The sequence below is a fragment of the Pedococcus bigeumensis genome (assembly GCF_039531795.1).
Lineage (GTDB): Bacteria > Actinomycetota > Actinomycetes > Actinomycetales > Dermatophilaceae > Pedococcus > Pedococcus bigeumensis.
Genome location: NZ_BAAAQS010000003.1, coordinates 919,302 through 942,462 on the forward strand (window position 1 = coordinate 919,302; position 23,161 = coordinate 942,462).

Below are 23,161 nucleotides of genomic sequence, written 5' to 3' on the forward strand. Positions count from 1 at the left end.
CCAAGTCGGAGCGCGGCGGGACTTCGTGCGGGCCTCGACCGGAGCTGCCCCGACCCGCTAGCGGGAGCGGGAGCGGAAGAGGCGGATCAGGGCCTCGGCGGCGTCCTCGGGGTGCTCGACCCGGAACCTCGCCGCCGTCTCGCCGTCGCCGACCTTGACCGTCACGTCGTCGGCGCCGAGCGCCCGGAAGGCGTCCTCGTCGGTGACGTCGTCGCCGAAGTAGGCGACCTGGTCGGCACCCACCTCGTCGCGCAGGGCGACCAGGGCGGTGCCCTTGTCGGCGCGGACCACGCCGACCTCCACCACCTGCTTGCCGTGCAGGACGTGCAAGCCGGTATGCCGCGAGGTCACCTCGAGCGCGGCGGCCTCCACGGCGTCGGCGGTCGCGCGGTCGGTCATCCGGCGGGTGTGCAGGACGACCGCGCTGGGCTTGGACTCCAGGTGGACGCCCTCAGGCCGACCTTCGCAGACCGCCTCCAGGTCGCGCGTCACCTCGTCGAGGGTCTGCTGCTGCTCGGGGGTGAGGTCGGCCGCGGTGGCGCGGCTGGTCTCGGCTCCGTGGGTGCCGATCCGGGTCACGGCGCTGCCGGCGAGCCCGGTGAGCGAGGTGAGGGTGTCCAGGTCGCGGCCGGACACGACCGCGGCATGGGTGTCGGGCAGGGCGGCGAGGCCCTCGAGGGCCTCGATCGTGCCGGGGAGGGCCCGGGACTGCGAGGGGTCGGGGACGAGCGGGGCGAGCACGCCGTCGAAGTCGGACGCCACCAGCACCCGCGGCGCAGCGGCCAGCCGGTCGAGGGCTGCCACCAGGTCGGGGGGCAGGGTCATCGGGGGTTCGCCTTGGCCGCCTTGGCTGCGGCGGCGTGGTGGAGCTCGCGGGCCCTGCGGTCGGCCTGCGCGTGCTCGTCGTCGGCCTTCTGCTCGCGGGTCGATCGCTCGGGACGCTCGGGGGCGACCTCCAGGGCCTCGAGGAACCGCGAGGCCCAGCGCTGCACGTCGTGGTCGGCGACCCGCCGCCGCATCGCCCGCATGAGGCGCTGCTTCTCCTTGGGCGGGGTCTCGATGGCGCGCATGATCGTCTGCTTCAGGCCCTCGATGTCGTGGGGGTTGCAGACGAAGGCCTGGTGCAGCTCGTGGAACGCGCCGGTGAACTCCGACAGGACCAGCGCACCGCCCTCGTCGTGCCGACAGGTGACGTACTCCTTGGCGACCAAGTTCATGCCGTCGCGCAGCGGGGTCACCAGCACGACGTCGGCGGCGAGGAAGAGCGCGGCCATCTCGTGGCGCGGGTAGGAGTGGTGCAGGTAGTGCACGGCGGGCGACCCGATGTGGCCGTGCTCGCCGTTGAGCCGGCCCACCTCCCCCTCGATGTCCTGCCGGAGCTCGCGGTAGGCGGCGACCCGCTCGCGGCTCGGCGTGGCGACCTGGACGAACACCTCGTTCGGCGGCGAGACCCGGTCCTCGGCGAGCAGCTCGCCGTAGGCCTTGATGCGGTGGCCGATCCCCTTCGTGTAGTCGAGCCGGTCGACGCCCAGCAGGAGGGTGCGCGGGTTGCCGAGCGACTCGCGGATCTCCTGGGCGCGCTGCATCGTCTCGGGCAGCTTGGCGACCGCCTCGAGCCCGGCATAGTCGATCGAGATCGGGATGGCGCTGGCCCGCACCCGCCGGCTGTCCTCGGCGCGGGACACCGAGACGGTGTCGCCCTTGGTGGGCAGACCCAGCAGCTGGCGGCAGGCGCGCACGAAGTTCTGCGCGTCCGCGACCCGCTGGAAGCCGAGGTAGTCGGCGCCCAGCAGTCCCTCGAGCACGGCACGGCGCCACGGCAGCTGGGCGAAGAGCTCCACCGGCGGGAAGGGGATGTGGTCGAACCAGCCGATCCGCACGTCGGGGCGCAGCTCGCGCACCATCGCCGGCACGAGCTGGAGCTGGTAGTCGTGCACCCAGACGGTGGCTCCTTCGGCCGCGACCTCGCAGACCGCCTCCGCGAACCGGCGGTTCACCGCCTCGTAGGCGGTGAACCAGAACCGGTGGAAGGTCGCCGGGACGATGACGTCGTGGTAGATCGGCCACAGGGTGTCGTTGCTGAAGCCCTCGTAGTAGTGCGCGACCTCGTCCTCCGAGAGCGGCACCGGGCGCAGGTACATGTCGTCCTCGACGAACGGGGCCGGCGCCTCTCCGGCCTCCCCGGCCCAGCCCACCCACGCGCCCTCGCGCCCCCGCATGACCGACTCCATCGCCGTGACCAGGCCACCCGGGCTGGTCCGCCACGACTCCTCACCGTCGGGGCCCACGACCCGGTCGACAGGCAGTCGGTTGGCGGCGATGACGAGGTCGAACTGCTGCTGGCTGCGAGGCACAGGTAATCAACTCCACGGTTTCGTTGCGAAGGCAACCCTATGTCGGCGGCCCACCCGTCGGCATACCCGCAGGTCTCGTCGCGAACCCCGCTGGGCGGTGTCCACCGGACGCTGCTCCCCTAGCGGTGGCCCTCCGCGCGGTCTACCGTCTGAACATGAGGATCTCGGATGTCGTGCGACGCAAGGGTGGCCAAGTGGTCACGATCCGCTCCGAGGAGACCGTGGAACGGCTGCTCGACCTGCTCGCGGAGCACCGCATCGGTGCCCTCGTGGTCAGCGACGACGGCGAGTCGGTGACGGGGATCGTCAGCGAGCGCGACGTCGTGCGCCACCTCCAGAAGGACGGGGCGGCCGTCCTGCTGGCGCCCGTGGGCACGATCATGACGGCCGACGTGGAGACGTCCGGGCTCGACGTGCCGATCGAGGAGCTGGCTCGCACGATGACGGAGATGCGGATCCGTCACGTGCCCGTGGTGGTCGACGGCAAGCTGCACGCGATCGTCAGCATCGGCGACATCGTCAAGCACCGGATCGACGAGCTCCAGTCCGAGCGTGACCAACTCGTGGGCTACATCCAGCAGTAGCCTCACCCGTTTCACCCGGGCCCCCACGTACCGTAGAGGCGTGACCACGGAGGCGATCGAGGGGAGCGACGGGCGCTCGGCCGTGCCCGAGAGCCCCCGGATCGGGCCCTACCGGCTCATCCAGCAGCTCGGTGAGGGCGGCATGGGGGTCGTGCACCTGGCCCTCGACCCGAGCGGTCGGGCGGTGGCCCTGAAGCTGCTGCGCCCCCACGTCGCGCACGACCGCGACGCCCGCACCCGCCTGGCCCGCGAGGTACAGGTGCTGAGCCGGATCCGCGACGACCGGGTGGCGGCGGTCATCGACGCCGACCTCGACGGCGACCGTCCCTACCTCGTGACGCGCTACGTCCCCGGTCCGGCGCTCGACGACGTCGTCAAGGAGTCGGGCCCCGTCCGGGGCGAGGAGCTGCTGCGGCTGGGCCGCGGGCTGGCCGAGGCGCTCGACGTCATCCACGCGGCCGAGGTGATCCACCGCGACCTCAAGCCCGGCAACGTCCTCCTGCTCGACGGCGACCCGGTGCTCATCGACTTCGGCATCGCCCACGTGGCCGACGACGTGCGGATCACCATGACCGGGCTGGTGATGGGCACCCCCGGTTACCTCTCGCCCGAGGTGGTCGAGGGTGCGCCGGTCACCGAGGCCACCGACTGGTGGGGCTGGGCGGCGACGCTCGCCTTCGCCGCCAGCGGCGCCCCGCCGTTCGGCCGTGGCCCGATGGACGTCGTCCTGTCGCGGGTCAGCCGGGGCGAGGCCGACCTCACCGGCGTCGACCCGCGCTTGGCGCCGCTGCTGTATGCCGCGCTGTCGCCCGTGCCGCGCGAGCGCCCCGACGCCGACGAGGTCGTCGACGCGCTGGAGCGCTACGCCACCGGCCAGCCGGTGACCGAGGCGCTCACGGCGCCTTCGCGGCATACCCAGGCCCTCGGGCACCGGCCCACCGCCCGCTGGGACCGGCCCGCGGTCGCGCCGGCCCCGGTCGCCCCACGGGTGGAGCCGCCGCAGGTCGCCGAACCCGTCTGGTCTCCCGAACCCGAGGACGCGCTGGTCCCCTGGGACGAGCCGGAGGGCGAGGTGTCGGAGTGGCAGGCGGCCTGGGAGGGCGGCGCGGGCCAGCCCGACCCGCGCATCGGCCGGCCGGCCCGCACCGGCACCCTGCTGGCACTGCTCGTCGCCGTCGTGGCGGGCGTCGCCGGCTTCCCGGTGGTGGCTGCGGCCTTCGCCCTGCTGTGGTCGTGGGCGGCCCGCACCGCCGACCGTTCGGTCACCTCCCTGGTCCTGCGCCGCCACACCCGCGGACCGCGGCGCTCGGACGTGCCGGTGGCGGTCGTCGCGAGTCCCTGGCACCTGGTCGTGGGCGCGCTCGCCACCGTCGTGAGCGCGATCCTCCCGCTGGTCGTGGGCGTCTGCGCCGTCTTCAGCACGGCCCTGGGCGCGGTCGCGGTCTACGGCGGCCAGCCACACCCCAACTCGCCCGGCCCGCTCGCGGTGGGCGCAGCAGTCGCGGCCCTCATGGCGTGGTGGGGGCCGGGCGGCTCGGGCCTGCGCCGGGGCACCAGGAGCATCGTCCGCGGCGTCAGCCCGGGTCCGCGGGGCACGCGGATCGTCGTGGCGCTCGCCCTGCTCGTGGCGGCCGGGGCGGTCGTGGTGCTCGCGCAGAACGGCTGGGTCCCGCAGTGGTGGCCCAACGACCCGCCCTCGGCCGTGCTGCCGGGCGTGGGCCTGACGGGATGAGCGAAGGCGCCCCGGACCGACCCGTCCGACCGCCCGCGAGACGTCGACCCGTCTTGCGGCACAGCCGGATCTGGCGCGGCGAGGAGCTGACCGAGACCCTGCCGATGGTCGAGTCGCTGCGGCACACGCCCTACCGCAACCCCCGGGTGCGACAGGCGGCGGCCGAGGAGCGCGAGGCACGGGCCTCGCTCGACCTCGCGCTGCGGGTCGGCGAGCTGATGCTGCGCTGCGGTGCCGGCGCACCCCAGGTCGAGTCGTCGGTCGTCGCCGTCGCCGCGGCGGCCGGTCTCGACAACCTCGAGGTCGACATCACGTTGCAGTCGTTGCTGATCCAGTGCACGACCGGCTCCGGGACGCCCATCACGATGCTGCGTGTGGTGCGCTCGTCGACGCGTGACTTCGCCCGACTGACGGCGGTGCACGAGTTCGTCGAGAACCTCGTGGCCGGGTCCTACGACCGCGAGGCCGCGGCCGCCCAGCTCCGCGAGATCCGCCGCGCCCCGCGGTTCTGGCCGAAGTGGACCGTGCGCGGTGCGCTCGGCCTGCTGGCTGCCGCCATCGCGGTCATGCTCGGTGCCGGTCCGGTGGCGGCTCTCGTCGCCGGGGTGTCGGCGCTCCTGGTCGGGTATGCCGCGCGGGCCCTCGGGAAGGGCGGCCTCCCGGACTTCTACCAGTGCGCCATCGGCGGGTTCCTCGCGACCGTGATCGCCTGGGGAGCCTTCAGTCTCGGAGCGGCTGGGTGGCTGCCGGTCTCGTCGTCGGAGTTCGCGTTCATCGTCGCGGGCGGGATCACCGTGCTCCTGCCCGGTCGCACGGTCGCCTCGGCCTTCGAGGACGCCATCTCCGGCTACTCCGTGACCGGAGCCGGCCGGATGTTCGCGGTGTTCCTCACGACGGCCGGGATCATCCTCGGGGTGGCGACCGGGCTGCAGCTGACCCTCGCCCTCACCAGTGCCTTCGACCTGAGCCTCGCCTCGCCCTCGATCGTCTCGACCCAGGCGCTCAACGCCCCGGTGCTGCTGGCCGTGGTGGGCGCCTTCGTGGTCGGGCTGGCCGGTGCCGTGTCGCTGCGCAGCCGGCGGTTGCTGGTGCTGCCCACGGGGGTGCTGTGCGCCGTGGGCGTGGGGGTCTCGCTGGCCGTCTCGAGGGTCGAGGGGCTGGGCCAGCTGTCGGCCGCCGGCTTGGCCGCGATCGTGCTGGGGTGTGCCGGACGCCTGCTGGCCCTGCGGATGGGCGCGCCGGCGATGGTGCTGGTCGTGCCCGCCTCCTACGGCCTGCTCCCGGGTCTGGCGATCTTCCGGGGCCTCTACGAGATGGTGAACGGGTCGTCGGCCGACTCCGGGACGCTGTCGCTGCAGGGCGGGCTGACGACGCTGCTGGGGGCGATGGCCGTGCTCCTGGCGATCGCCGCGGGCAGCGTGCTCGGGGAGTTCCTGGCCGCGCCGTTCGACCACCGGATGGTGCAGAAGCGCCGCGCTCGCCGGCGCTGATGGCAGGGGGCTGTCGCGGAACGAAATGTGGCGAATAGTCGCCAAGCGGTTGTCGCCCTGACGAATGCCCCCTACCGTGTCTCACCTGCGCCAACGCGCGGTCACAACTGCACACGGCATACCCAATCAGCCATGCACCCCCACCGCGCCGAGCCTCGTCAGGTGGGGGTTTCACCGGAAGATCTCCGGGCAGACGAGGACGGGGGACCCACTTCGGCCACCACGGTGGCCTCGGGGTGAAGCCGGCTCGCGCCGGCCGGGCACCTGACAGCCCGAACCCGACAGCTAACCCCGAAGGCGCAGGTCAGGAGAGGACCCCCACCCCATGTTCTATGCCCCGAAGCACTCTGCTCGGAAGGCCAACCCCGTTCGACGTCGCATGACCGGTGTTGCCGTGGCCGGTGTCGCCACGGTCGCCGGCGGGATGGCCACGGCCACCAGCGCACAGGCCTCGACGGTCTGGGACCGCGTCGCCTCCTGTGAGAGCGGTGGCAACTGGTCGATCAACACGGGCAACGGCTACTACGGCGGCCTGCAGTTCTCCGACCGCACCTGGGACGCCTTCGGCGGGGAGCGCTACGCCGCCACCGCGAACCGCGCCAGCAAGGCCCAGCAGATCACCATCGCCCAGAAGGTGCTCTCCGCCCAGGGCCCCGGCGCCTGGCCGACCTGCGGTGCCCGCGCCGGGCTCACCCGCTCCAACGGTGGTGCGGACGCCGGCTCGACGACCAGCCGGGCCTCACGCTCCACCACCCGCAAGGCGCCCGTCGCCCACCCGACCCGGACCGGCAAGCTCGTCGTCGACGGGATCCGCGGCCCCAGGACCAACGCCGCCATCGAGCGCTGGGTCGGCGGGTCGGTCGACGGCACGCTGTCCCGCACCGACGTGAAGGCCCTGCAGCGCAAGGTCGGCTCGGCCCCCGACGGTGTCATCGGCCCGAAGACCGTGCGCGCCCTGCAGACCAAGATCGGCGCCCGCAAGAACGGCGCCCGCTACCTGGACCGCGCCACCGTGCGCACCCTGCAGACCTACCTGAACGCCCGCTGACCCGCTCCGCACCGACGGTGGGCCGACACCTCACGGTGCCGGGCCNGGCAGGCCGGCGTGGCGCAATTGGCAGCGCACTTGTCTTGTAAACAAGGGGTTAGGGGTTCAAGTCCCCTCGTCGGCTCTCTGTGGTTCGGCGGCTGTGGTTCGGCGGCTGAGGTTCGGCGGCTGAGCGGGCCGGGCTCGCTCGCGCTGCGGGCCTCAGCGGTGCTCGGCGCGGCGCAGGACCGTCTCGAACTGCCTGGCCAAGGTGCGGGCACCCACGAGGGGGATCAACCCGGCGACGAGCCGGCCCTTGAACGAGCTCGGCTTCCGGGTCAGGGTCACGCGCAGGTCGGTGCCGTCGGCGGCCGGGAGGAGCTCGTAGCGCCAGCCGCTGCCCGGTGCCCACAGGTTCGACTCGAGGGTGTCGATGGTGACGGTGCCGGCGGCAGCATCCCACGAGTACCGCTCGCGCTCCCAGCCCATGCCCGTGCCCTCGGTCACCTCGGCCCATTCGCGGCCCTGGTCGTGGACGGTGAAGTGGGCGTCATCGACGTTGGGCCACCAGCGCGCGCGGTCGGGTCCGAAGTCCGTGACGACGGCCATCACCTCAGTCGGCGACAGGCTCGTGTGGACAGTGAAGTGCGTGGTCGCCATGCGGTCCTCTTCCGTGGTGGTGGGTCGGGCTCAGTGGGCCGGCTGCCGGGCTCGTGGCTCGTGCGGGGCCCGGCTTCACTCGTTGGTGGTGCCGATCCGCACCTTGCCGTTCCCGCTGCAGTCGGGCAGGTGCTCCTCGGCGTCGCGCCGCGCCTTCCCTCGGGCTCGGCGGGCTGCACCGACCCAGTTGCAGCTCTTGCAGTACCCGAAGGTGAAGGAACCCTCTTCGCGGACCGCGACGGACTCAGCCTCCACCTGCGTGATGGTGGCGCGGTGCTTCTGGCCGGCCTCGTCGGTGAGCGTGAGGTTGTGACCTTTGCGCTTGAGGAACTGCAACGTCGGTCTCGCCACGGCGTCATCCTCCTCCATGGCAGCGGCGGTCGCCTCTGCGGTCCCGGAAACCCAGGTGAAGGGTCGGTGTTGAAGGGGCGGGCGGTCAAGGGTCGGTGGTGATGGGCGGGTGGTGATGGGCGGGTGGCCGGCTCCGGTGAGTCTGCGGGCGTCTTCGGACGCGGCGGGGTTACATTCCCCCTCGTGACCCTGCACCCCGTGCCTCGCGCCCTCGGCGCGCTCGTGGCTGGCGCCCTCGTCACCCTGGTGCTGAGCGGGTGTGCGGGCCAGGGGAACGCGGAGGCCGGCAACGCGCGGGCGGCGGCGCTGTCGTTCAGCCAGGGCGTCGCCGGTGCGACCGACCGGTCCTGCGGCCTGCTCGCACCCCAGACGCTCAAGGAGCTCGAGGACCGCGACGGCCCCTGCGCCCGCGCGCTCCCGGACGAGCTGGGGTCAGCACCCGGACCGGTGGAGTCGACGCAGGTCTACGGGAAGGACGCCATCGTGCACCTGTCGTCGGACACGGTCTTCCTGGCTCGGTTCCGCGATGGTTGGCGGGTGACGGCAGCCGGGTGCTCGCGCCCGGAGATCGGCCGCCCGTACGACTGCAAGGTCAAGGGAGACTGACGTGCGCGCCCTCTTCATCGGCTACCTGCTGTTCATCGGGCTAGGCCTCGTCTTCTGCTTCGCGATGGCGGTGACGCACCGGTGAAGCGCTGGGTGAAGGAGAACAGCCTGACGCTGGCCTTCACGGTGCTGCTGCTGGCTGCGCTCGCGGGCCAGGCCGTCACCGGACGCGCCTCGTACAACGAGTCGGCACTGGACGCCGGGCTGCCGCTGCTGAGCCTGGCCGAGTACGTCACGTCCTCGCAGTTCGCCGTGGACGTCGCGGAGAACTGGCAGTCGGAGTACCTGCAGTTCCTGCTCTACATCCTGTTCACCGTCTGGCTGCTCCAGAAGGGGTCGCCGGAGTCCAAGCCGCTCGACCAGGCCGGCCGCGAGTCGGACCAGGAGCAGAAGATCGGGCCCCACGCCGAGGCAGGCTCGCCCACCTGGGCGAAGGTCGGCGGCTGGCGGACGCCGCTGTACTCGCGCTCCCTCGGCCTCACCATGGGCCTGGTCTTCCTGGGGTCGTGGAGCGCCCAGTTCGTCGCCGGCCGCAGCGCGTACAACGCCGACCAGCTGCAGGACCTGCAGGACCCGCTGGGGTGGGCGCAGTACCTCCAGGCGACCGACTTCTGGAACCGCACGTTCCAGAACTGGCAGTCCGAGTTCCTCGCCGTGGGGAGCATGGTGGTGTTCAGCATCTACCTGCGCGAGCGCGGTTCGCCCGAGTCCAAGCCCGTCGGCACCCCGCACACCGCCACCGGCATCGAGGGGTAGCTCGCCCGGTCACCGGGCGGGCGTCGCGGGCCTGGTGTTTGGGGTCGATCCCTGCGGGTAGGGGGTCGACCGTGAGCCAACCAGCCAAGGGGCCACTCGTGCTGGTCGACCGGAACGTCGACCCGGAGGTGGCCAGGACCATCGCCTGCACGGGCTACGAGGCCGGCCGGGCAGCCTCGTCGCCCGACACCGTGGGGGAGGCCTTGCGGCTCGCCGCGGCCTGGGGTCCGAAGCTCCCCCGGCCCGGTGGGGGTCGGACGGCTGACCTCTGGTCGGTGCTGGCCACCCTCGGCTCCGTCGACCTGACGGTCGCGCGGGTCATGGAGCCGCACCTCGACGCGTTGGCCATCCTCGACGAGGCCGGCCTGGGTGACGCCGCCTTCCCGCGCGCGGCGACGTGGGGCGTGTATGCCGCCGAGGGCCCGGGCGTGCGCCTGACCGCCGCGCAGATGGGCTCGCGGTGGGTCATCGACGGGCACAAGCCCTGGTGCTCGCTGGCCGACCGCGTGAGCCACGCGCTGGTCACGGCCTGGGTCGACGACACCACGCGCGGCCTCTTCGCCCTCGACCTGCGCCAGAGCGGGGTGCAGCCGGTGGCGCCGGAGGGGGAATGGGTCAGTCACGGCCTGCCCGAGGTCACCAGCTGCGGTATGGACGTGGCGCGGGTCCCCGCGCGAGCGGTCGGGGCCGCGGGGTGGTACCTCGAGCGGCCCGGTTTCGCGTGGGGCGGGGTCGGCGTCGCGGCTGTGTGGTTCGGCGCGGCGGTGGCGCTGGCCAGGCGGGTCGGACAGCACGTGGAGCTACGTCCCGCCGACCAGGTCGCGCAGCTGCACATCGGACAGCTTGACCTCGCCGTGTCGGTGGCCCGCGAAGCGCTCGCGGTCGCCGCCAGGGACGCGGACGACGCAGCGGATGCGGCGACCCAGGAGCCACCCGGGCTGGTGGCGGCACGCACCCGCAGCGTGGTGGCCGAGTCGGTCGAGAAGGTGCTCACCGTCGCCGACCACGCCATGGGCCCCGGGCCGCTGGCGACCGATCCCGAGCACGTGCAGCGGGTCAGCGACCTGCGGCTCTACGTGCGGCAGCACCACGCCGAGCGGGACGTGGCGAGCCTCGGACGACAGCTCCTGGCCGCGGGGCCGGGATCACCCTGGTGAGGATCTTCGCCCACGACGACCGCGGATCCCGTCGCGAGGAGTGGGTCGACCTGGTCGGTGCCGCCAACCTGCCGCGACTGGACCTCTCCGGCCTGCACCGGCTCGTGGTGGTGGCTGCTCATCCTGACGACGAGAGCCTGGGCGCCGGAGGACTCGTCGCCGCGGCGCGAGCCGATCGACTGCCGACCGCGCTGCTCGTCGCCACCGACGGGGAGGCGTCGCACCCGGCCTCGCCCACCCACAGCCCCGAGGCCCTGGCGCGAATCCGGCGTGGGGAGCTGGCCCGGGCCGCGGAGGCGCTCGGCCTCGACGAGTCGACGGTGACGTCGTTGGCGCTGCCCGACGGGCGGGTCGGCGACCACGTGGACGACGTCATCGCAGCCATCGTCGACCTGGTGGGTGACGGTCGAGGCTGCCTGGTCGTCGCGCCATACCGGGCGGACGGCCACCCGGACCACGAGGCGATGGGCCGGTGCGCGGCGGCCGCGGCCCACCGCACGGGTGCCACGCTGGCCGAGTACCCGATCTGGCTCTGGCACGCGGGGGAGCGAGCCGATCTCCCGCTGGGGTCGATGGTGCGGTTCCCCTTGACTCAGCAAGCCCGCGCAGCGAAACAGGCGGCAATTGCCAGTCACCGCAGTCAAGTTCGCGCGCTCTCGGACCAGCCGGGTGACGAGGTGCTGCTCTCGGCGAGCCTGCTCGAGCACTTCGCCGGTGACGAGGAGCTGTTCGTCCTCACGTCTCCCGAGGCAGTGCCGGACGACCGCCTCGACCGGCTCCACGCCGGCGACGAGGACCCCTGGGGCGCCGAGTCGAGGTGGTACGAGCAGCGCAAGCGATCGCTGCTCCTCGCGACCCTCCCGCGGCCCCGCTTCGACCGGGCGCTCGAGGTGGGCTGCTCGACAGGCGTGCTCACCGAGTCGCTCCTGGACCGGGCTGCCGCCGTCGTCGCCACGGACAGCTCGCCGACGGCGCTCGACCTCGCGCGCGACCGCCTCCGCGGTCGGGCCGACCTGCGGCTCATGACCGCGCCCCACGAGTGGCCCGAGGGGTCGTTCGACCTCGTGGTGCTGTCCGAGGTCGGCTACTTCCTGAGCCCGGCCGCACTCGACGGACTGGTGCGTCAGGTAGCCGGCTCGCTCGCCGCCGGTGGCGTGCTGGTCCTGTGCCACTGGCGGCATCCCGTGCGGGGATGGCCGCTCGACGGAGCAGACGTCCACCGAGCCTTCGAGCGGGCCGTGGAGGCTTCGGGAGTCCCTGCGCGGTCTGCGACCTACCGTGACCGCGACGTCGAGATCGTCATCCACGCGTCACCCGACCAGTGGCCGGACCCGCTCCAGTGAGCGCGCTCGCCACGGTCCACGTGGTCGTGCCCGCGCGCAACGAGGAGCGGCTCATCGGTCGCTGTCTCGACGCGCTGGCGACCTCCAGGGCGCTGCTCCTGGCCGAGCGGCCGACCCTCGCGGTGCGGGTCACGGTCGTCCTCGACGGGTGCGTCGACGGCACCGCCGCCGTCGTGCGTCGGGCGCCGGGTGTGGACGCCGTGCACGTCACCGAGCTCTCCGCCGGTGGCGCCCGCGCTGCCGGGGTGGCCAGGGCCCGTGACCTCGAGCCCGACCTCGACCGGGGACGCACGTGGGTGGCGTGCACCGACGCCGACAGCGTGGTGCCGGCCGAGTGGCTGGTCGGTCAGGTGCTGGCTGCCGAGCAGGGCGCGGTGTGCCGGGTCGGTGCCGTGCACCCCGAGCTCGGACCGGCCGAGCGCCTGCTCCACCTCGGCTGGCTCGCCCGGCACTCGCACGCCGAGGGCCATCCTCACGTCTACGGCGCCAACCTCGGCTTCAGCCTGGCGGCCTACGAGCACGTCGGAGGCTTCGCTCCGCTCGCCTGCGGTGAGGACGTCGACCTCGTGCAGCGGATTCGCGCGGCCGGCCTCGCGGTGGTGTCGACCGGTGACGACCCCGTGCGGACGTCGGCGCGCCGGTCGAGCCGAGTGCGCGGTGGCTTCGCGGACTACCTGACCGCCTTGGCCGTGGACCTGGCCCGAGCCACCTGACGACCTCCGCCTGCCCCATCCGCTTCCGCCCACCTGATGGCACCCACCTGATGGCACCCACCTGATGGCACCCACCCGATGACAGTCGGCGTCAGGGGGCCGAGTGAACCGGGCGGGAGTGGGTAGAGGCTCGGGAGAAGCACCAGGAGCAGTCAACCCACGACGAAGGAGACATCTCGTGTCCGATGCCCAGGCCAAGGTCGCCGAGCTCATCAGTGACATCAGGATCGCCATGCTGACCACCGTCGCTCCGGACGGCCGCCTGATGAGCCACCCGATGGCCACCCAGGACACCGAGTTCGACGGCACCGTCCGCTTCATCGCCGAGCGAGCGTCGCAGAAGGTGTCGAACCTCGAGGCGAACCCCCAGGTGAACGTCGCCTTCTCCGGTTCGGGCAGCTGGGTGTCGCTCAGCGGCACCGCCCGCGTCGTGTCCGACCCGGCCGAGCTCGAGAAGTACTGGGACACCTTCACCGACGCGTGGCTCGAGGGTGGCCCCGACAACCCCAACAACGTCCTCATCGAGGTCGACGGGAAGAGTGCCGAGTACTGGGACGGCCCGGGTAGCAAGGTCATCCAGGTGATGAACCTCGTGAAGGCCAAGGTCACCGGTCAGCGGTACGACGGTGACAACGAGGAGGTCGACCTGTCGGGTCAGCACGCGTGACCCGTCGAGCCGGCTAGCCCTTCGACGGCCTGGTGAGCTCGGGGTGCTTGTCCGGGTCGTCGAGCACGCCTTGGGCGACCTCGACCAGCCGCAGGTGGTTGGTGCGGGCATAGCGACGCATCAGCTCGAACGCGAGGTTCACGTCGACGCCGTGGATCCGGGCGAGGGCGCCCTTGGCCTGCTCGATCATGATCCGGCTGTTCAGCGCTTTCTGTAGCTGTTCGGCGAGGATCTCGCCGCTGCGGATGGTGCGTTCCTGCAGCAGCGCGATCGTCGCGATGTCGGCCAGCGACTGCACGACCCGGGCGTCCTGCGCCTCGAGGCCGCCGGTGTCGGTGCTGAAGAGGTTCATCGCACCGATCACCTTGCGCTGGTGGCGCAGGGGGAAGGCGTGCACCGACCGGAAGCCCGCTGCAACGGCTCGGGGAGCGAAGTTGGGCCAGCGGTCTTCTGCATCGCCGAGGTCGGCGTTGACGACGGCCTCGCCACTGTGGAAGCAGTCGAGGCACGGGCCCTCGCGGTACTGCAGCTGGAAGAGCTCCAGGAGCTTGATCGACTCGGACGACGAGGCCACGTACTGGAGCTGGCCCTGGGGGTTGGTGAGGAGCAGCCCGGCCGAGTTGGCGCTGCTGACCTTCGCGGTGTTGTTGGTGAGCGTCTCGAGGAACTCGATGACGTCGAAGTCGTCGACGAGGGTGTCAGCGGCGTCGACGAAGATCTCGGCCAGCCGTTCAGTGGAGATCATGCCTCTCCAGCCCTTCCCGCCCGGACAAGGCCGGTCCGTTCAAACAGGTTCACGGATTGTCCTGGCTCATCCTCAGGCTACCTTGCACGACGTCCCGAGCCACATCGGCGAGACTGCGGTCGTTCGCGTAGGCGTGCGCTCGCAGCCGGACCATCGCCTCGTCGAGGCTCACCCCCAGGTCGACCATGACCATGCCCTGGGCCTGGTAGACCTCCAGCCGGTAGGCGAGCGCGTCGTCGAGGTCGGCACTCCTCTCGGAGCCCGTCGTGCTCTCGGCCTGGGTGTCGAGCAGCAACCCCATGGCGATCTCTGCGAACGTCATGGCCTGGGACACCGCGCCCTTGGTGAGCGGGCCGGGCTGGGTGCGGTAGACATCCAGGGCGCCGGCCCGCGCCGTGCCGATCGTCAGGGGGAAGGCGAAGACTGCACGGACCCCCTCGTCCTGCGCCGCCGCGGCATACCCCGGCCAGCGGCTGCTGCCGTGACCGAACAGGTCCGGCTCGAAGACGGGGCGACGGGTCGCGTAGGCGTCGATGCACGGACCCTCGCCCAGCGTGAACTGCAGCTCGTCGAGCCGCCGGCTCACGGCGTCGGAGGCCGCGACGGTGCCGCCACTGTAGGTGTCCTCGGTCAGCACGCTGACGCCCACTCCTCGGGCCGGGAGGTGGCGCGACAGGGCCGAGCAGAGCTGCTCCATGCGGCCGAACGGGCCGCGGGGGTGCGCTGCTGTCGGCTCGTCGTCGATCAGCTGGTTCGCGCGTGCTACCCGTGCGTCGGTCTCCGGCGGCATCTCAGCGAGCCGGACGTTCGCCGGCGGGCGACCGCCTCAGGTGTGCCACGAAACCAGACTAGACCCCGCGCTGGTGGTTTCGCCCGGGCGCGCCCAGGCGTAGCGTGTTGGCCGAGGCTACCCCGGACCCCGGTGGCGAGACTGCTATCGGCGGAGCCCACCATGAAGACACAGACTTCCGACGACAGGCCGGCTCTGCACCTGGTCCCGCCGCCGGTCCCCGCGACCGGCGCAGCGGACGAGCGGAGGTCGCGGCCCCGCGCCGCGTCGGGAGCCCGAGCTGCTCGCGCCGCGTTGTTCGCGGCACCCGAGCCGTCCGACTCCCTGATCGTGACCCATGACGACCAAGGCGCACTCTGGGTCCTGGCGCTGGCCGGGGAGGCCGACCTCAGCACCCGCGACGTCCTGGTCCGCGGGTTGGCCAGTGCGCTGGCGATGAACCGGGGTGTGGTGGCCGTCGACGTCTCGGGGCTCGAGTTCTGCGACTCGTGGTCGGTGGACGCGGTGCTCGAGGCCAACAGCAACCCGTGCAGCAGCACGATGGTGCTCGTGGGCGGCCACGGCGTGGTCAGTCGCGTCTTCGACCTCCTCGACCCGGAGGAGACGCTGGCCCGTCACGACTAGTCCGCCGGCGCCAGGCAGGCACGTCGGGCAAGGAGCGCGCCCCTCGACCTGGGGGGACTGGAAGGGAGGGGCGCGCATGACCTGCCCACGGACGCAGAACCTGAGATCTGGGGGTACGCAAAACCCCAGACGGTTCACCGGGTTGCGACCGAGGTCTGGGGCAGCAAGACCACCCTACGCCCCGATCTGCCGGAGTGGAAGGTGCGCGGTCAGTCGGTCTCCGGGACTCGTCCCGCAGCCGGTCCGGCACCCTGGTCGGCGCCCTGGTCGGCGCCCTGGTCGGCGCCCTGAGCGGCCCCCTGGTCGGCGTGGATGCGCGCCCACTCCTCCTCGTCGGACCACTGCGTGTCGCAGGCCATGCACCGGAACGCCGGGTGGGGGCGCGCGTCCTGGGAGCCCCTGGCCGGCGGCAGCATGATGCTCGTGGCCTTCGGGGACCCGCAGCGTGGGCACTCGTGGTTCGACATGCGACCTCCTCCAGGACGATGCGTGCGTCCAGTATGCGCACGGTCTACCCGTTCGCCGCTGGGCCAAACCGCCTGCCGGACACCCGAACCACCCTGGTGGTGGCCTTCGCTCGGCTCGCGGGCCGCTCGGGTGGGTTTGAAGCACGCCGGGCTGGGCACGGCATACCCGAGATCGTGGGTCCCGCTGACGAGAGGGTGTCATGCCGAAGAAGGCCAGCAACAGCAAGCGTTCGTCGAAGCCTGCCGTGGACGTGGTCGGCGCGGGCGGCGAGGTGCACCAGGGCGTCGCGGGCGGCGCCGTCCTGACCACGGCGATGGGAGCGCCGCTGTCGGACGACCAGAACAGCCTTCGGGCCGGGCAGCGCGGCCCGACCCTGCTGGAGGACTTCGCCATGCGCGAGAAGATCTTCCACTTCGACCACGAGCGGATCCCGGAGCGCGTGGTCCATGCCCGCGGCTACGGCGCGCATGGCACCTTCGAGACGACCGCCGACCTGTCCGCCATCACCCGGGCCGCGATCTTCGCGAAGCCGGGGACCAGGACCGAGGCCTTCGTGCGCTTCTCCACCGTCGCGGGTGCCAAGGGATCGTTCGACCTCGCGCGCGACGTGCGTGGCTTCGCGGTGAAGCTCTACACGACCGAGGGCAACTGGGACATCGTGGGCAACAACATCCCGGTGTTCTTCATCCAGGACGCCATCAAGTTCCCCGACCTCGTGCATGCCGTCAAGGAGTCGCCCGACCGCGCGTTCCCCCAGGCGCAGTCGGCCCACGACAGCTTCTGGGACTTCGTCTCCTTCACCCCCGAGGCGATCCACATGACGCTGTGGCAGATGTCAGACCGGGCGATCCCCCGGTCGTTCCGGTTCATGGAGGGCTTCGGGGTCCACACCTTCCGATTCGTCAACGAGGCCGGTGAGGCACGGTTCGTGAAGTTCCACTGGCGGCCGTTGCAGGGCCTGCAGTCGGTGCTGTGGAACGAGGCCGTCAAGATCAACGGCGCCGACCCCGACTTCCACCGTCGCGACCTCTGGGACGCGATCACCACCGGCGACCTCCCGCAGTGGGACCTCGCGGTGCAGGTGTTCGACGACGAGTTCGCCGACGCGTTCGACTTCGACGTGCTCGACGCCACCAAGCTCATCCCCGAGGAGCTGGTGCCGCTTCAGGTCGTCGGCCGCCTCACCCTCGACCGGGTCGTGGACAACGACTTCGCCGAGACCGAGCAGGTCGCGTTCGGCACCATGAACGTGCCGCCGGGCATCGACTTCTCCGAGGACCCGCTGCTCCAGGGACGGAACTTCTCCTACCTCGACACCCAGCTGTCTCGGCTCGGCAGCACCAACTTCACCCAGCTGCCGGTCAACGCTCCCCGCTGCCCGGTGGCCCACTTCCAGCGTGACGGCCACATGCAGACGGCGGTGCCGACGGGCCCGGTCAACTACGAGCCCAACGGTTTCCAGGGTGCCGACCGCGGCCCGCGCGCTGACGTGGACGGCGGGTTCGCCTCGTATGCCGCGCCGTTGGAGGGCGCGAAGGCGCGAGTGCGGTCGGAGACGTTCGCCGACCACTACAGCCAGGCCCGCCAGTTCTTCATCAGCCAGACCCCGGTCGAGCAGGACCACATCGTGAAGGCCTACACCTTCGAGCTGAGCAAGTGCGAGACCCCGGAGGTGCGCACGCGGATGCTCGCGCACCTGCGCAACGTGCACGCCGACCTCGCGACCGCTGTCGCCGAGGGGCTCGGCATGTCGCTGCCCGAGGCGGCGACACCGGCGGTGGAACCGCGCACCGACCTGCCGCCCTCGGATGCCCTGAGCATCCTGAAGAACGGACCGGCCAGCTTCGCCGGCCGCAAGCTCGGGGTGCTGGTCACCGACGGCACGGACGCCGCGGTGCTGGCGGCCCTCCGGACCGCGGTCGCCGACGTGGGTGCGGTGCTCGAGACCATCGCACCGGTCGTCGGCGGGGTCACCCTGAGTGACGGCTCGGTGCTCGCGGCCGACCAGATGGTCGACGGCGGACCGTCGGTGCTCTACGACGCAGTGGTCCTCCTTCCGGGGGCCAAGGCGGTGGGCGCGCTGGCAGCCCGCAGCACGGCGAAGGACTTCGTCTCCGATGCCTTCGCCCACCACAAGTTCATCGGCTACAACGTCGCCTCGACCCCGCTGCTCGAGGCGGCGGGGGTCGCCGCCCTCCTCGACGACGGCTGCCTCAAGCTGACCAGGTCGGGGGCGGCCAAGTTCGTCCGGCGGTGCTCGTCGCTGCGCCACTGGGACCGCGACGTTCAGCCCTGAGCCGTCGGCTGACCCCCGTTTGTCGTCCCCAGGGGCGCAACGGGGATCCAGCCCGATCGCCGTGAGGGGGCAGGGCGACCGGGCTGGACGGGCGGGCCGGGCCCCGGTCGCCAGGGGAAGGACCGGCCGGCCGCGGGCGCGCCGGGTGCCAGTGTCTCCGGCCCTTCCTGAGTGGATCCTGAGACAGCCGTTGTCGTGCTCCGTGCCGGGGGCTCGGGTCGGGTCAGGCAGGTCGGCCCGGGCCGCCGGCGCTGCCGGGGCCGGGGCCGCCACCGGTGTGGGTGGTGATGGTCTTGAGATCCTTGCTGACCTCGAGCATGACGTTGGCGCCGGCCTTGGTGCCGAAGACGTCGTAGGAGCCGTCGGGGTCCATGCGGACGGAGCCGACGGTCACGGCGGAGTCCTTGGCCTTGACGGCGGCGGTCACCGTGGCGAGGGCGGCGCCCGTGACGGGGGTGTCGTTGCTGCCACCGCCGGCACCCCCGTGACCCCCAGGACCGCCCGGGCCGCCACCGGTGTGGGTGGTGATGGTCTTGAGGTCCTTGCTGACCTCGAGCATGACGTTGGCGCCGGCCTTGGTGCCGAAGACGTCGTAGGAGCCGTCGGGGTCCATGCGGACGGAGCTGACGGTCACGGCGGAGTCCTTGGCCTTGACCGCGGCGGTCACCGTGGCGAGGGCCGTGCCCGTGACCGGGGTGTCGTTCGAACCCCGCTGGCCGGCGGGGGACTCACCTCCGGGGGTCGAGTAGGCGGTGGTGCTGGCTGCCGGGCTGGCGGCACCGGAGAATGCCGCGGCACCGATGACGATGCCCGTGGCGGCCACCAGGCCGGACGCGGCGGTGACGATGCGGGTGTTGATCATGACGAGTAGGTCCTTTGCTCCCAGGACGCCGGACGGAGGCCAGGCGATGTCCCGACTCTGGGGAGCGCGGCTGTCAGCAACCTATCGATGCGCTGGGCTCGGGCTGGCAGTTCCTTCCGGGAGGCGGGCGGCGTTCCCGGACGCGGACGCGCGGGCGACAGCCTGCCCCGGACGGACCACGAGGCACTCCACCCCGAAGTGGCGGGCCCGCACTGCCAGACCGCGGACCAGCTCGTCGAGCCCGCTCTCGGCGACGCGACGACCGAGGGTGGGCGACCCGCCGGGCGCCGACGCCCCGGGCAAGGCGACCACGACCGTGCCGTGGCCTTGCGCCGCAAGGACATCGACCGCGACGTTGGCCACCAGGGCCGGCCCCGTGAGGTTGGTCAGCAACACCGCCTGGAGGCCCGGCTCACCCGGGTGGTCAGCGCCGGCGTCAGGAGCCTGCGACGACTCTGCCGGTGAGCTGACACCCACGACCACGAGGTCGAGGCCGCCCATGCGCCGCCGCGCCTCGGCCAGGAGCATGCTGATCGCAGCGGTGCCCCAGGCGGCCTCGTAGGCCAGCACGTGTGTTCCGAAGCCGTCCTCGCAGAGCGCCGCCTCCGCGGCGCGCAGCTCCGCACTGGTGCGGGCGGCCAGGGTGATCACCGTGTCGTCGGCGCCCGCCAGCCGACCGACGACCACCAGGCCGATCTCCGACGGCCCGCCGACGAGCAGCACGCGGTGCGCGTGCGCCATCCTCCCCGGCGATACTGCCGCCTGACCTGTGGCAGTGGCCGGAGACGCAGTTCCGTCCATGGCCGGAAACCTACGCAGCCGGCGCTGAGCCTCTCCTGAGTAGGGACGCCGGACGTGCCCGGGCGCTCAGGGAGGCTTCAGGGACGGCGTTGCTAGCCTGCTCGACGTCACCGATGAGGGAGCGGACGAGGTCGATGCAGCGCTGGTACTCGTGGTCCCTTCAGCGACGCGTGCTCGTGACGTCCGGTGTCGTGGTGACGGTGATGATCGTCATCGGCGTGGCTGCCTTCGCGGTCACCCTCGACCGGATCCTCTACAGCGCCTCGCTCGACTCGGCGCGGACGCAGGCCACCCAGGTGGCACAGCTCGTGAGCAGCGGCCGGGCCCCGGCCGAAGAGGCGCTGACCCAGGTGCGGGTCCGGGGTGCGCTGCTCCAGGTGCTCGACCGTGACGGGCGGGTCGTGGCGGCGTCCGAGCGCAGGCTGGAGGCAAGGTCGATCAGCAGCCTGCGGCCGGTGGTGGACCAGGTGGACGTCGCCCAGGTCACCTCGATCCCGGGTGAGCTCGGTGAGCCCTACGCGATCGTGGCGCAGGGCGTCGCCGACCCCAGCGGCACGGCATACATCGTCGTGGTGGGGTCACCCCTGAACATCGAGACCGACACCGTGCAGACGGCCACCCTCCTGCTCGCGGTGGGAGCCGCGACCCTGCTGGTCCTGCTGCTCTTCCTCATCCGACGGGTGCTGCAGCAGGCGCTGGCCCCGGTGGAGCGCATTCGCAGCCAGGTGTCACAGATCAGCCAGGTGCGCGGGCGGGGCACCATCGACGTGCCGCCGACGGGTGACGAGATCGCCCGGCTGGCCGAGACCATGAACGACATGCTGACCCGGCTGGAACGGGCCGACGCCTCGACCCGGCGGTTCGTCTCGGACGCGTCGCACGAGCTGCGGAGCCCGCTCGCGACCATCCGGGCCGCGGTCGAGGTCTCGGGGGCGGCCGGCGCGGCCCCCGACGAGCGGGACGCCGTCATCCACGCGGAGGCGCTGCGCATGCAGGGGCTCGTGGACGACCTGTTGACGCTGGCCAAGGCCGACGACGGCGCGCCCATGCTGAAGGAGGACGTCGACCTCGACGACATCGTGGACGGTGAAGCGCGTCGCGTGCGCGCCACGGGGGTGGACGTGGAGGCGCACATCGCGGCGGCCCGGGTGCTCGGTGACCCGGTCCGGCTCGAGCAGATGGTGCGCAACCTGGTGGACAACGCGGTCCGCCACACCTCCGGGGCGGTGGCCCTGTCGGTGGGCACCGAGGGCGCCGAGGTGGTGGTGCGGGTCGACAACGACGGACCACCGATCCCGGTGGCCGACCGGGACTCCGTCTTCGAACGCTTTGCCCGGCTCCAGGAGTCGCGGCAGCGTGACACCGGGAGAAGCGGGCTGGGCCTGGCCATCGTGCGGACCGTGGCCGTCGCGCACGGTGGCACCGCGGTCGCGACGCAGACGCCGGGGGGCAGCTGCCGTTTCGAGGTCAGGCTCCCGGCTGGCCGAGGTAGTGCGGCTGGCTAGCCCGCGACGTCACCCTGCGGTGTGCCACCGGACACGGGCATGAGCCGGTAGCCCATGCCGCGGACCGTCTCGAGGGAGGTGACGCCGAACGCTGCGTCGATCTTGCGCCGCAGGTACCCGATGTAGACCTCGACGATGTTGTCGCTCCCGTCGAAGTTCGGGTCCCAGACGTTGTCCAGGATCTCGGCCTTGGACAGGACCACCTCGGGGTGTCGCATCATGAACTGGAGGACGGCGAACTCCTTGGCAGTCAAGGAGATCCGGTGACCCTGGCGGGTGACGACGCGCTTGTTCGGGTCGAGGTGGAGGCTGCCGACGGTCAGGCTGACGGGCCGTGCGGGGGCGCCGCGACGCACCAGTGCCCGGAGGCGGGCGACCAGCACGATGAAGCTGAACGGCTTGGTGAGGTAGTCGTCCGCGCCGAGCTCGAAGGCGTCGGTCTGGTCGTACTCGCCGTCCTTGGCCGTGAGCATCAGGGTGGGTGCCCAGATCTCCAGGCCCCTGATGTTGCGCAGCACGTCGTAGCCGTTGCGGCCCGGGAGCATGATGTCGAGGACGATCACGTCGTAGGGGCTCTCGGTCGCGAGCCACTGCCCCGTGACGCCGTCGTGGGCGACGTCCACCACGAAGCCCTCGTTGACGAGCCCGCGACGGATCGTCTCCGCCAACGCCTTCTCGTCCTCCACCAGCAGCACCCGCATGGTCAGGACCCTGCCCGCGCGACCGGCCGGTCGTCCAGTCCTCCCCTGTGCCGAGGCGCTGTCGCCACCTGCACCGGGTGCTGGCGGAACACCGCCCACGCGGCCGCGGCGCAGGCGAGCACGGCGACCGCGAGGGCCCACGACGCCACCACGTCGGTGAGCCAGTGGTAGCCCAGGTAGAGGCGGGTGACGCCGACGAGCGCGCTCGCGACCACCCACCCCGACACCACGAGGACCCGACTCGTGCGGCCCGTGGTCCGGGTGAGGAGGAGTCCCGCGACGAGTCCGAAGAACACCGTGGAGAAGAGCGTGTGCCCGGACGGGAAGGAGAAGCTGCTGTCGAGCGGGCCGAGGACGTCGGCGGCGGGCGGCCGCTGCCTCGCCATCAGGTGCTTGAGGCCGATGCTCAGGGCGCCGGCGGTGCCCATGCTGGCGGCGAAGAGCACGGCACTCGCCCGGGCCCGCTTGGCGATCACCAGCCAGGCCAGGACCAGCACGGTCAGGATGGCCATGGCGGGCTCGCTGCCGATCGTCGTGACGAGCTGGGCCGCCCCGCTCAGCAGCGGAGTCCGGGAGTGCACCAGCCACGTGGTGACGGCGGGGTCGTCGGCAGCGAGGTCGCCGCGTTCGGCCGCTCCGTCGGCGAGCAGGACGGTGATCGTGATGCTGAGGGCGACGACCAAGACCAGGGCGACGCCGGGTAGGCCGCGCAGCCGGTCGAGCCGGCTCGCGTGCGGTCGGGGCGGCGCGGGCTGCGCCGTCGGGTGAGACACGTGGGTCCTCCTGCAGTGTGGTCCGCCCACTGTGCGTGCTCCTCGCTGAAGGCTTCCTGAGACGCGGGTCGGGTCGCCACTGGTTCCTGCGCGCGCACTCAGGAACGGTTCAGGCGCCGGACGCGATGGTGGGGCCAGCCCACGAGGGCACCGCCC

The 23,161-nt window shown here is 72.1% G+C and carries 24 protein-coding genes, 1 tRNA gene and 1 riboswitch; of the genes, 14 read left to right on the forward strand and 11 right to left on the reverse strand.

Annotated features, from left to right (window positions below; genetic code table 11):
- Positions 1–57 precede the first annotated feature (57 nt).
- Positions 58–825, reverse strand: coding sequence for a trehalose-phosphatase (gene otsB, locus ABD262_RS14965; protein WP_344137803.1), 768 nt, complete (start codon positions 823–825; stop codon positions 58–60).
- Positions 822–2,354 carry an alpha,alpha-trehalose-phosphate synthase (UDP-forming) gene (locus ABD262_RS14970; protein ID WP_344137806.1) on the reverse strand — a complete coding sequence of 511 codons (1,533 nt, stop codon included), beginning with the start codon at positions 2,352–2,354 and terminating at the stop codon, positions 822–824. Before ABD262_RS14970 ends, otsB begins: the two co-directional genes overlap by 4 nt.
- A gap of 155 nt (positions 2,355–2,509) precedes the next feature.
- On the opposite strand from ABD262_RS14970, the gene ABD262_RS14975 reads away from it, so the two are divergent.
- The 5 genes from ABD262_RS14975 to ABD262_RS14995 all read left to right on the forward strand — a co-directional run bounded on the left by ABD262_RS14975 (position 2,510) and on the right by ABD262_RS14995 (position 7,332).
- Positions 2,510–2,938 carry a CBS domain-containing protein gene (locus tag ABD262_RS14975; protein ID WP_344137809.1) on the forward strand — a complete coding sequence of 143 codons (429 nt, stop codon included), beginning with the start codon at positions 2,510–2,512 and terminating at the stop codon, positions 2,936–2,938.
- Positions 2,939–2,978: 40 nt separating this feature from the next.
- On the forward strand, positions 2,979–4,670 hold the full coding sequence (locus ABD262_RS14980; protein WP_344137812.1) for a serine/threonine-protein kinase: 1,692 nt from the start codon (positions 2,979–2,981) through the stop codon (positions 4,668–4,670).
- Positions 4,671–4,723: 53 nt separating this feature from the next.
- Complete coding sequence (locus tag ABD262_RS14985; RefSeq protein ID WP_344137815.1) at positions 4,724–6,160, forward strand: threonine/serine exporter family protein; 1,437 nt, start codon at positions 4,724–4,726, stop codon at positions 6,158–6,160.
- Positions 6,161–6,322: 162 nt separating this feature from the next.
- Positions 6,323–6,475, forward strand: a riboswitch (cyclic di-AMP (ydaO/yuaA leader).
- A gap of 64 nt (positions 6,476–6,539) precedes the next feature.
- Positions 6,540–7,208 (forward strand): transglycosylase family protein, encoded by a 669-nt coding sequence (locus ABD262_RS14990; RefSeq protein ID WP_344137818.1) that lies wholly within the window; start codon positions 6,540–6,542, stop codon positions 7,206–7,208.
- Between the two features lie 51 nt (positions 7,209–7,259).
- A tRNA-Thr gene (locus ABD262_RS14995) sits at positions 7,260–7,332 on the forward strand.
- Between the two features lie 77 nt (positions 7,333–7,409).
- Here ABD262_RS14995 and ABD262_RS15000 read toward each other — a convergent pair.
- Together ABD262_RS15000 and ABD262_RS15005 are read right to left on the reverse strand one after the other, a co-directional pair.
- Positions 7,410–7,847: an SRPBCC family protein gene (locus ABD262_RS15000; RefSeq protein ID WP_344137821.1), complete on the reverse strand. Its 438-nt coding sequence runs from the start codon at positions 7,845–7,847 to the stop codon at positions 7,410–7,412.
- 75 nt (positions 7,848–7,922) lie between these two features.
- Positions 7,923–8,198, reverse strand: coding sequence for a hypothetical protein (locus ABD262_RS15005; RefSeq protein WP_344137824.1), 276 nt, complete (start codon positions 8,196–8,198; stop codon positions 7,923–7,925).
- Between the two features lie 183 nt (positions 8,199–8,381).
- On the opposite strand from ABD262_RS15005, the gene ABD262_RS15010 reads away from it, so the two are divergent.
- From ABD262_RS15010 to ABD262_RS15035, 6 genes are all read left to right on the forward strand, one after another.
- Entirely contained in the window at positions 8,382–8,804 is a 423-nt protein-coding gene (locus ABD262_RS15010; protein ID WP_344137827.1) for a hypothetical protein, read from the forward strand.
- A gap of 93 nt (positions 8,805–8,897) precedes the next feature.
- Positions 8,898–9,560: a DUF6766 family protein gene (locus tag ABD262_RS15015; protein ID WP_344137830.1), complete on the forward strand. Its 663-nt coding sequence runs from the start codon at positions 8,898–8,900 to the stop codon at positions 9,558–9,560.
- Between the two features lie 71 nt (positions 9,561–9,631).
- On the forward strand, positions 9,632–10,717 hold the full coding sequence (locus ABD262_RS15020; protein WP_344137833.1) for an acyl-CoA dehydrogenase: 1,086 nt from the start codon (positions 9,632–9,634) through the stop codon (positions 10,715–10,717).
- Positions 10,714–12,060, forward strand: a complete 1,347-nt coding sequence (locus tag ABD262_RS15025) for a PIG-L family deacetylase (protein WP_344137835.1) — start codon at positions 10,714–10,716, stop codon at positions 12,058–12,060. Before ABD262_RS15020 ends, ABD262_RS15025 begins: the two co-directional genes overlap by 4 nt.
- Positions 12,057–12,773 carry a glycosyltransferase family 2 protein gene (locus ABD262_RS15030; RefSeq protein WP_344137838.1) on the forward strand — a complete coding sequence of 239 codons (717 nt, stop codon included), beginning with the start codon at positions 12,057–12,059 and terminating at the stop codon, positions 12,771–12,773. The genes ABD262_RS15025 and ABD262_RS15030 overlap by 4 nt, the downstream gene beginning before the upstream one ends.
- A 178-nt stretch (positions 12,774–12,951) precedes the next feature.
- Entirely contained in the window at positions 12,952–13,440 is a 489-nt protein-coding gene (locus tag ABD262_RS15035; RefSeq protein WP_344137841.1) for a pyridoxamine 5'-phosphate oxidase family protein, read from the forward strand.
- A gap of 13 nt (positions 13,441–13,453) precedes the next feature.
- On the opposite strand, the gene ABD262_RS15040 is transcribed toward ABD262_RS15035, so the two are convergent.
- Positions 13,454–14,185 (reverse strand): GAF domain-containing protein, encoded by a 732-nt coding sequence (locus ABD262_RS15040; RefSeq protein ID WP_344137844.1) that lies wholly within the window; start codon positions 14,183–14,185, stop codon positions 13,454–13,456.
- A gap of 49 nt (positions 14,186–14,234) precedes the next feature.
- Positions 14,235–14,975 carry a GAF and ANTAR domain-containing protein gene (locus ABD262_RS15045; protein ID WP_344137847.1) on the reverse strand — a complete coding sequence of 247 codons (741 nt, stop codon included), beginning with the start codon at positions 14,973–14,975 and terminating at the stop codon, positions 14,235–14,237.
- Between the two features lie 162 nt (positions 14,976–15,137).
- Between ABD262_RS15045 and ABD262_RS15050 the strand changes: the two genes are divergently transcribed.
- Positions 15,138–15,599: an STAS domain-containing protein gene (locus tag ABD262_RS15050; RefSeq protein ID WP_344137850.1), complete on the forward strand. Its 462-nt coding sequence runs from the start codon at positions 15,138–15,140 to the stop codon at positions 15,597–15,599.
- Between the two features lie 209 nt (positions 15,600–15,808).
- Here ABD262_RS15050 and ABD262_RS15055 read toward each other — a convergent pair whose 3' ends face one another.
- Positions 15,809–16,066 carry a hypothetical protein gene (locus ABD262_RS15055; RefSeq protein ID WP_344137853.1) on the reverse strand — a complete coding sequence of 86 codons (258 nt, stop codon included), beginning with the start codon at positions 16,064–16,066 and terminating at the stop codon, positions 15,809–15,811.
- Positions 16,067–16,266: 200 nt separating this feature from the next.
- Here ABD262_RS15055 and ABD262_RS15060 point away from each other — a divergent pair, with 200 nt between their 5' ends.
- Entirely contained in the window at positions 16,267–18,363 is a 2,097-nt protein-coding gene (locus tag ABD262_RS15060; protein WP_344137856.1) for a catalase, read from the forward strand.
- Positions 18,364–18,586: 223 nt separating this feature from the next.
- Here ABD262_RS15060 and ABD262_RS15065 read toward each other — a convergent pair whose 3' ends face one another.
- Entirely contained in the window at positions 18,587–19,225 is a 639-nt protein-coding gene (locus ABD262_RS15065; protein WP_344137859.1) for a hypothetical protein, read from the reverse strand.
- An 81-nt stretch (positions 19,226–19,306) separates the two neighbouring features.
- Positions 19,307–19,966, reverse strand: coding sequence for an SDR family NAD(P)-dependent oxidoreductase (locus tag ABD262_RS15070; RefSeq protein ID WP_344137863.1), 660 nt, complete (start codon positions 19,964–19,966; stop codon positions 19,307–19,309).
- A 173-nt stretch (positions 19,967–20,139) separates the two neighbouring features.
- On the opposite strand from ABD262_RS15070, the gene ABD262_RS15075 reads away from it, so the two are divergent.
- Positions 20,140–21,531 carry a sensor histidine kinase gene (locus tag ABD262_RS15075; RefSeq protein WP_344137865.1) on the forward strand — a complete coding sequence of 464 codons (1,392 nt, stop codon included), beginning with the start codon at positions 20,140–20,142 and terminating at the stop codon, positions 21,529–21,531.
- On the opposite strand, the gene ABD262_RS15080 is transcribed toward ABD262_RS15075, so the two are convergent.
- Together ABD262_RS15080 and ABD262_RS15085 are read right to left on the reverse strand one after the other, a co-directional pair.
- Positions 21,528–22,232: a response regulator transcription factor gene (locus ABD262_RS15080; RefSeq protein WP_344137867.1), complete on the reverse strand. Its 705-nt coding sequence runs from the start codon at positions 22,230–22,232 to the stop codon at positions 21,528–21,530. The two genes, ABD262_RS15075 and ABD262_RS15080, sit on opposite strands and share 4 nt — an antisense overlap.
- A gap of 2 nt (positions 22,233–22,234) precedes the next feature.
- Positions 22,235–23,005 (reverse strand): phosphatase PAP2 family protein, encoded by a 771-nt coding sequence (locus ABD262_RS15085; protein ID WP_344137869.1) that lies wholly within the window; start codon positions 23,003–23,005, stop codon positions 22,235–22,237.
- Positions 23,006–23,161: the final 156 nt, after the last annotated feature.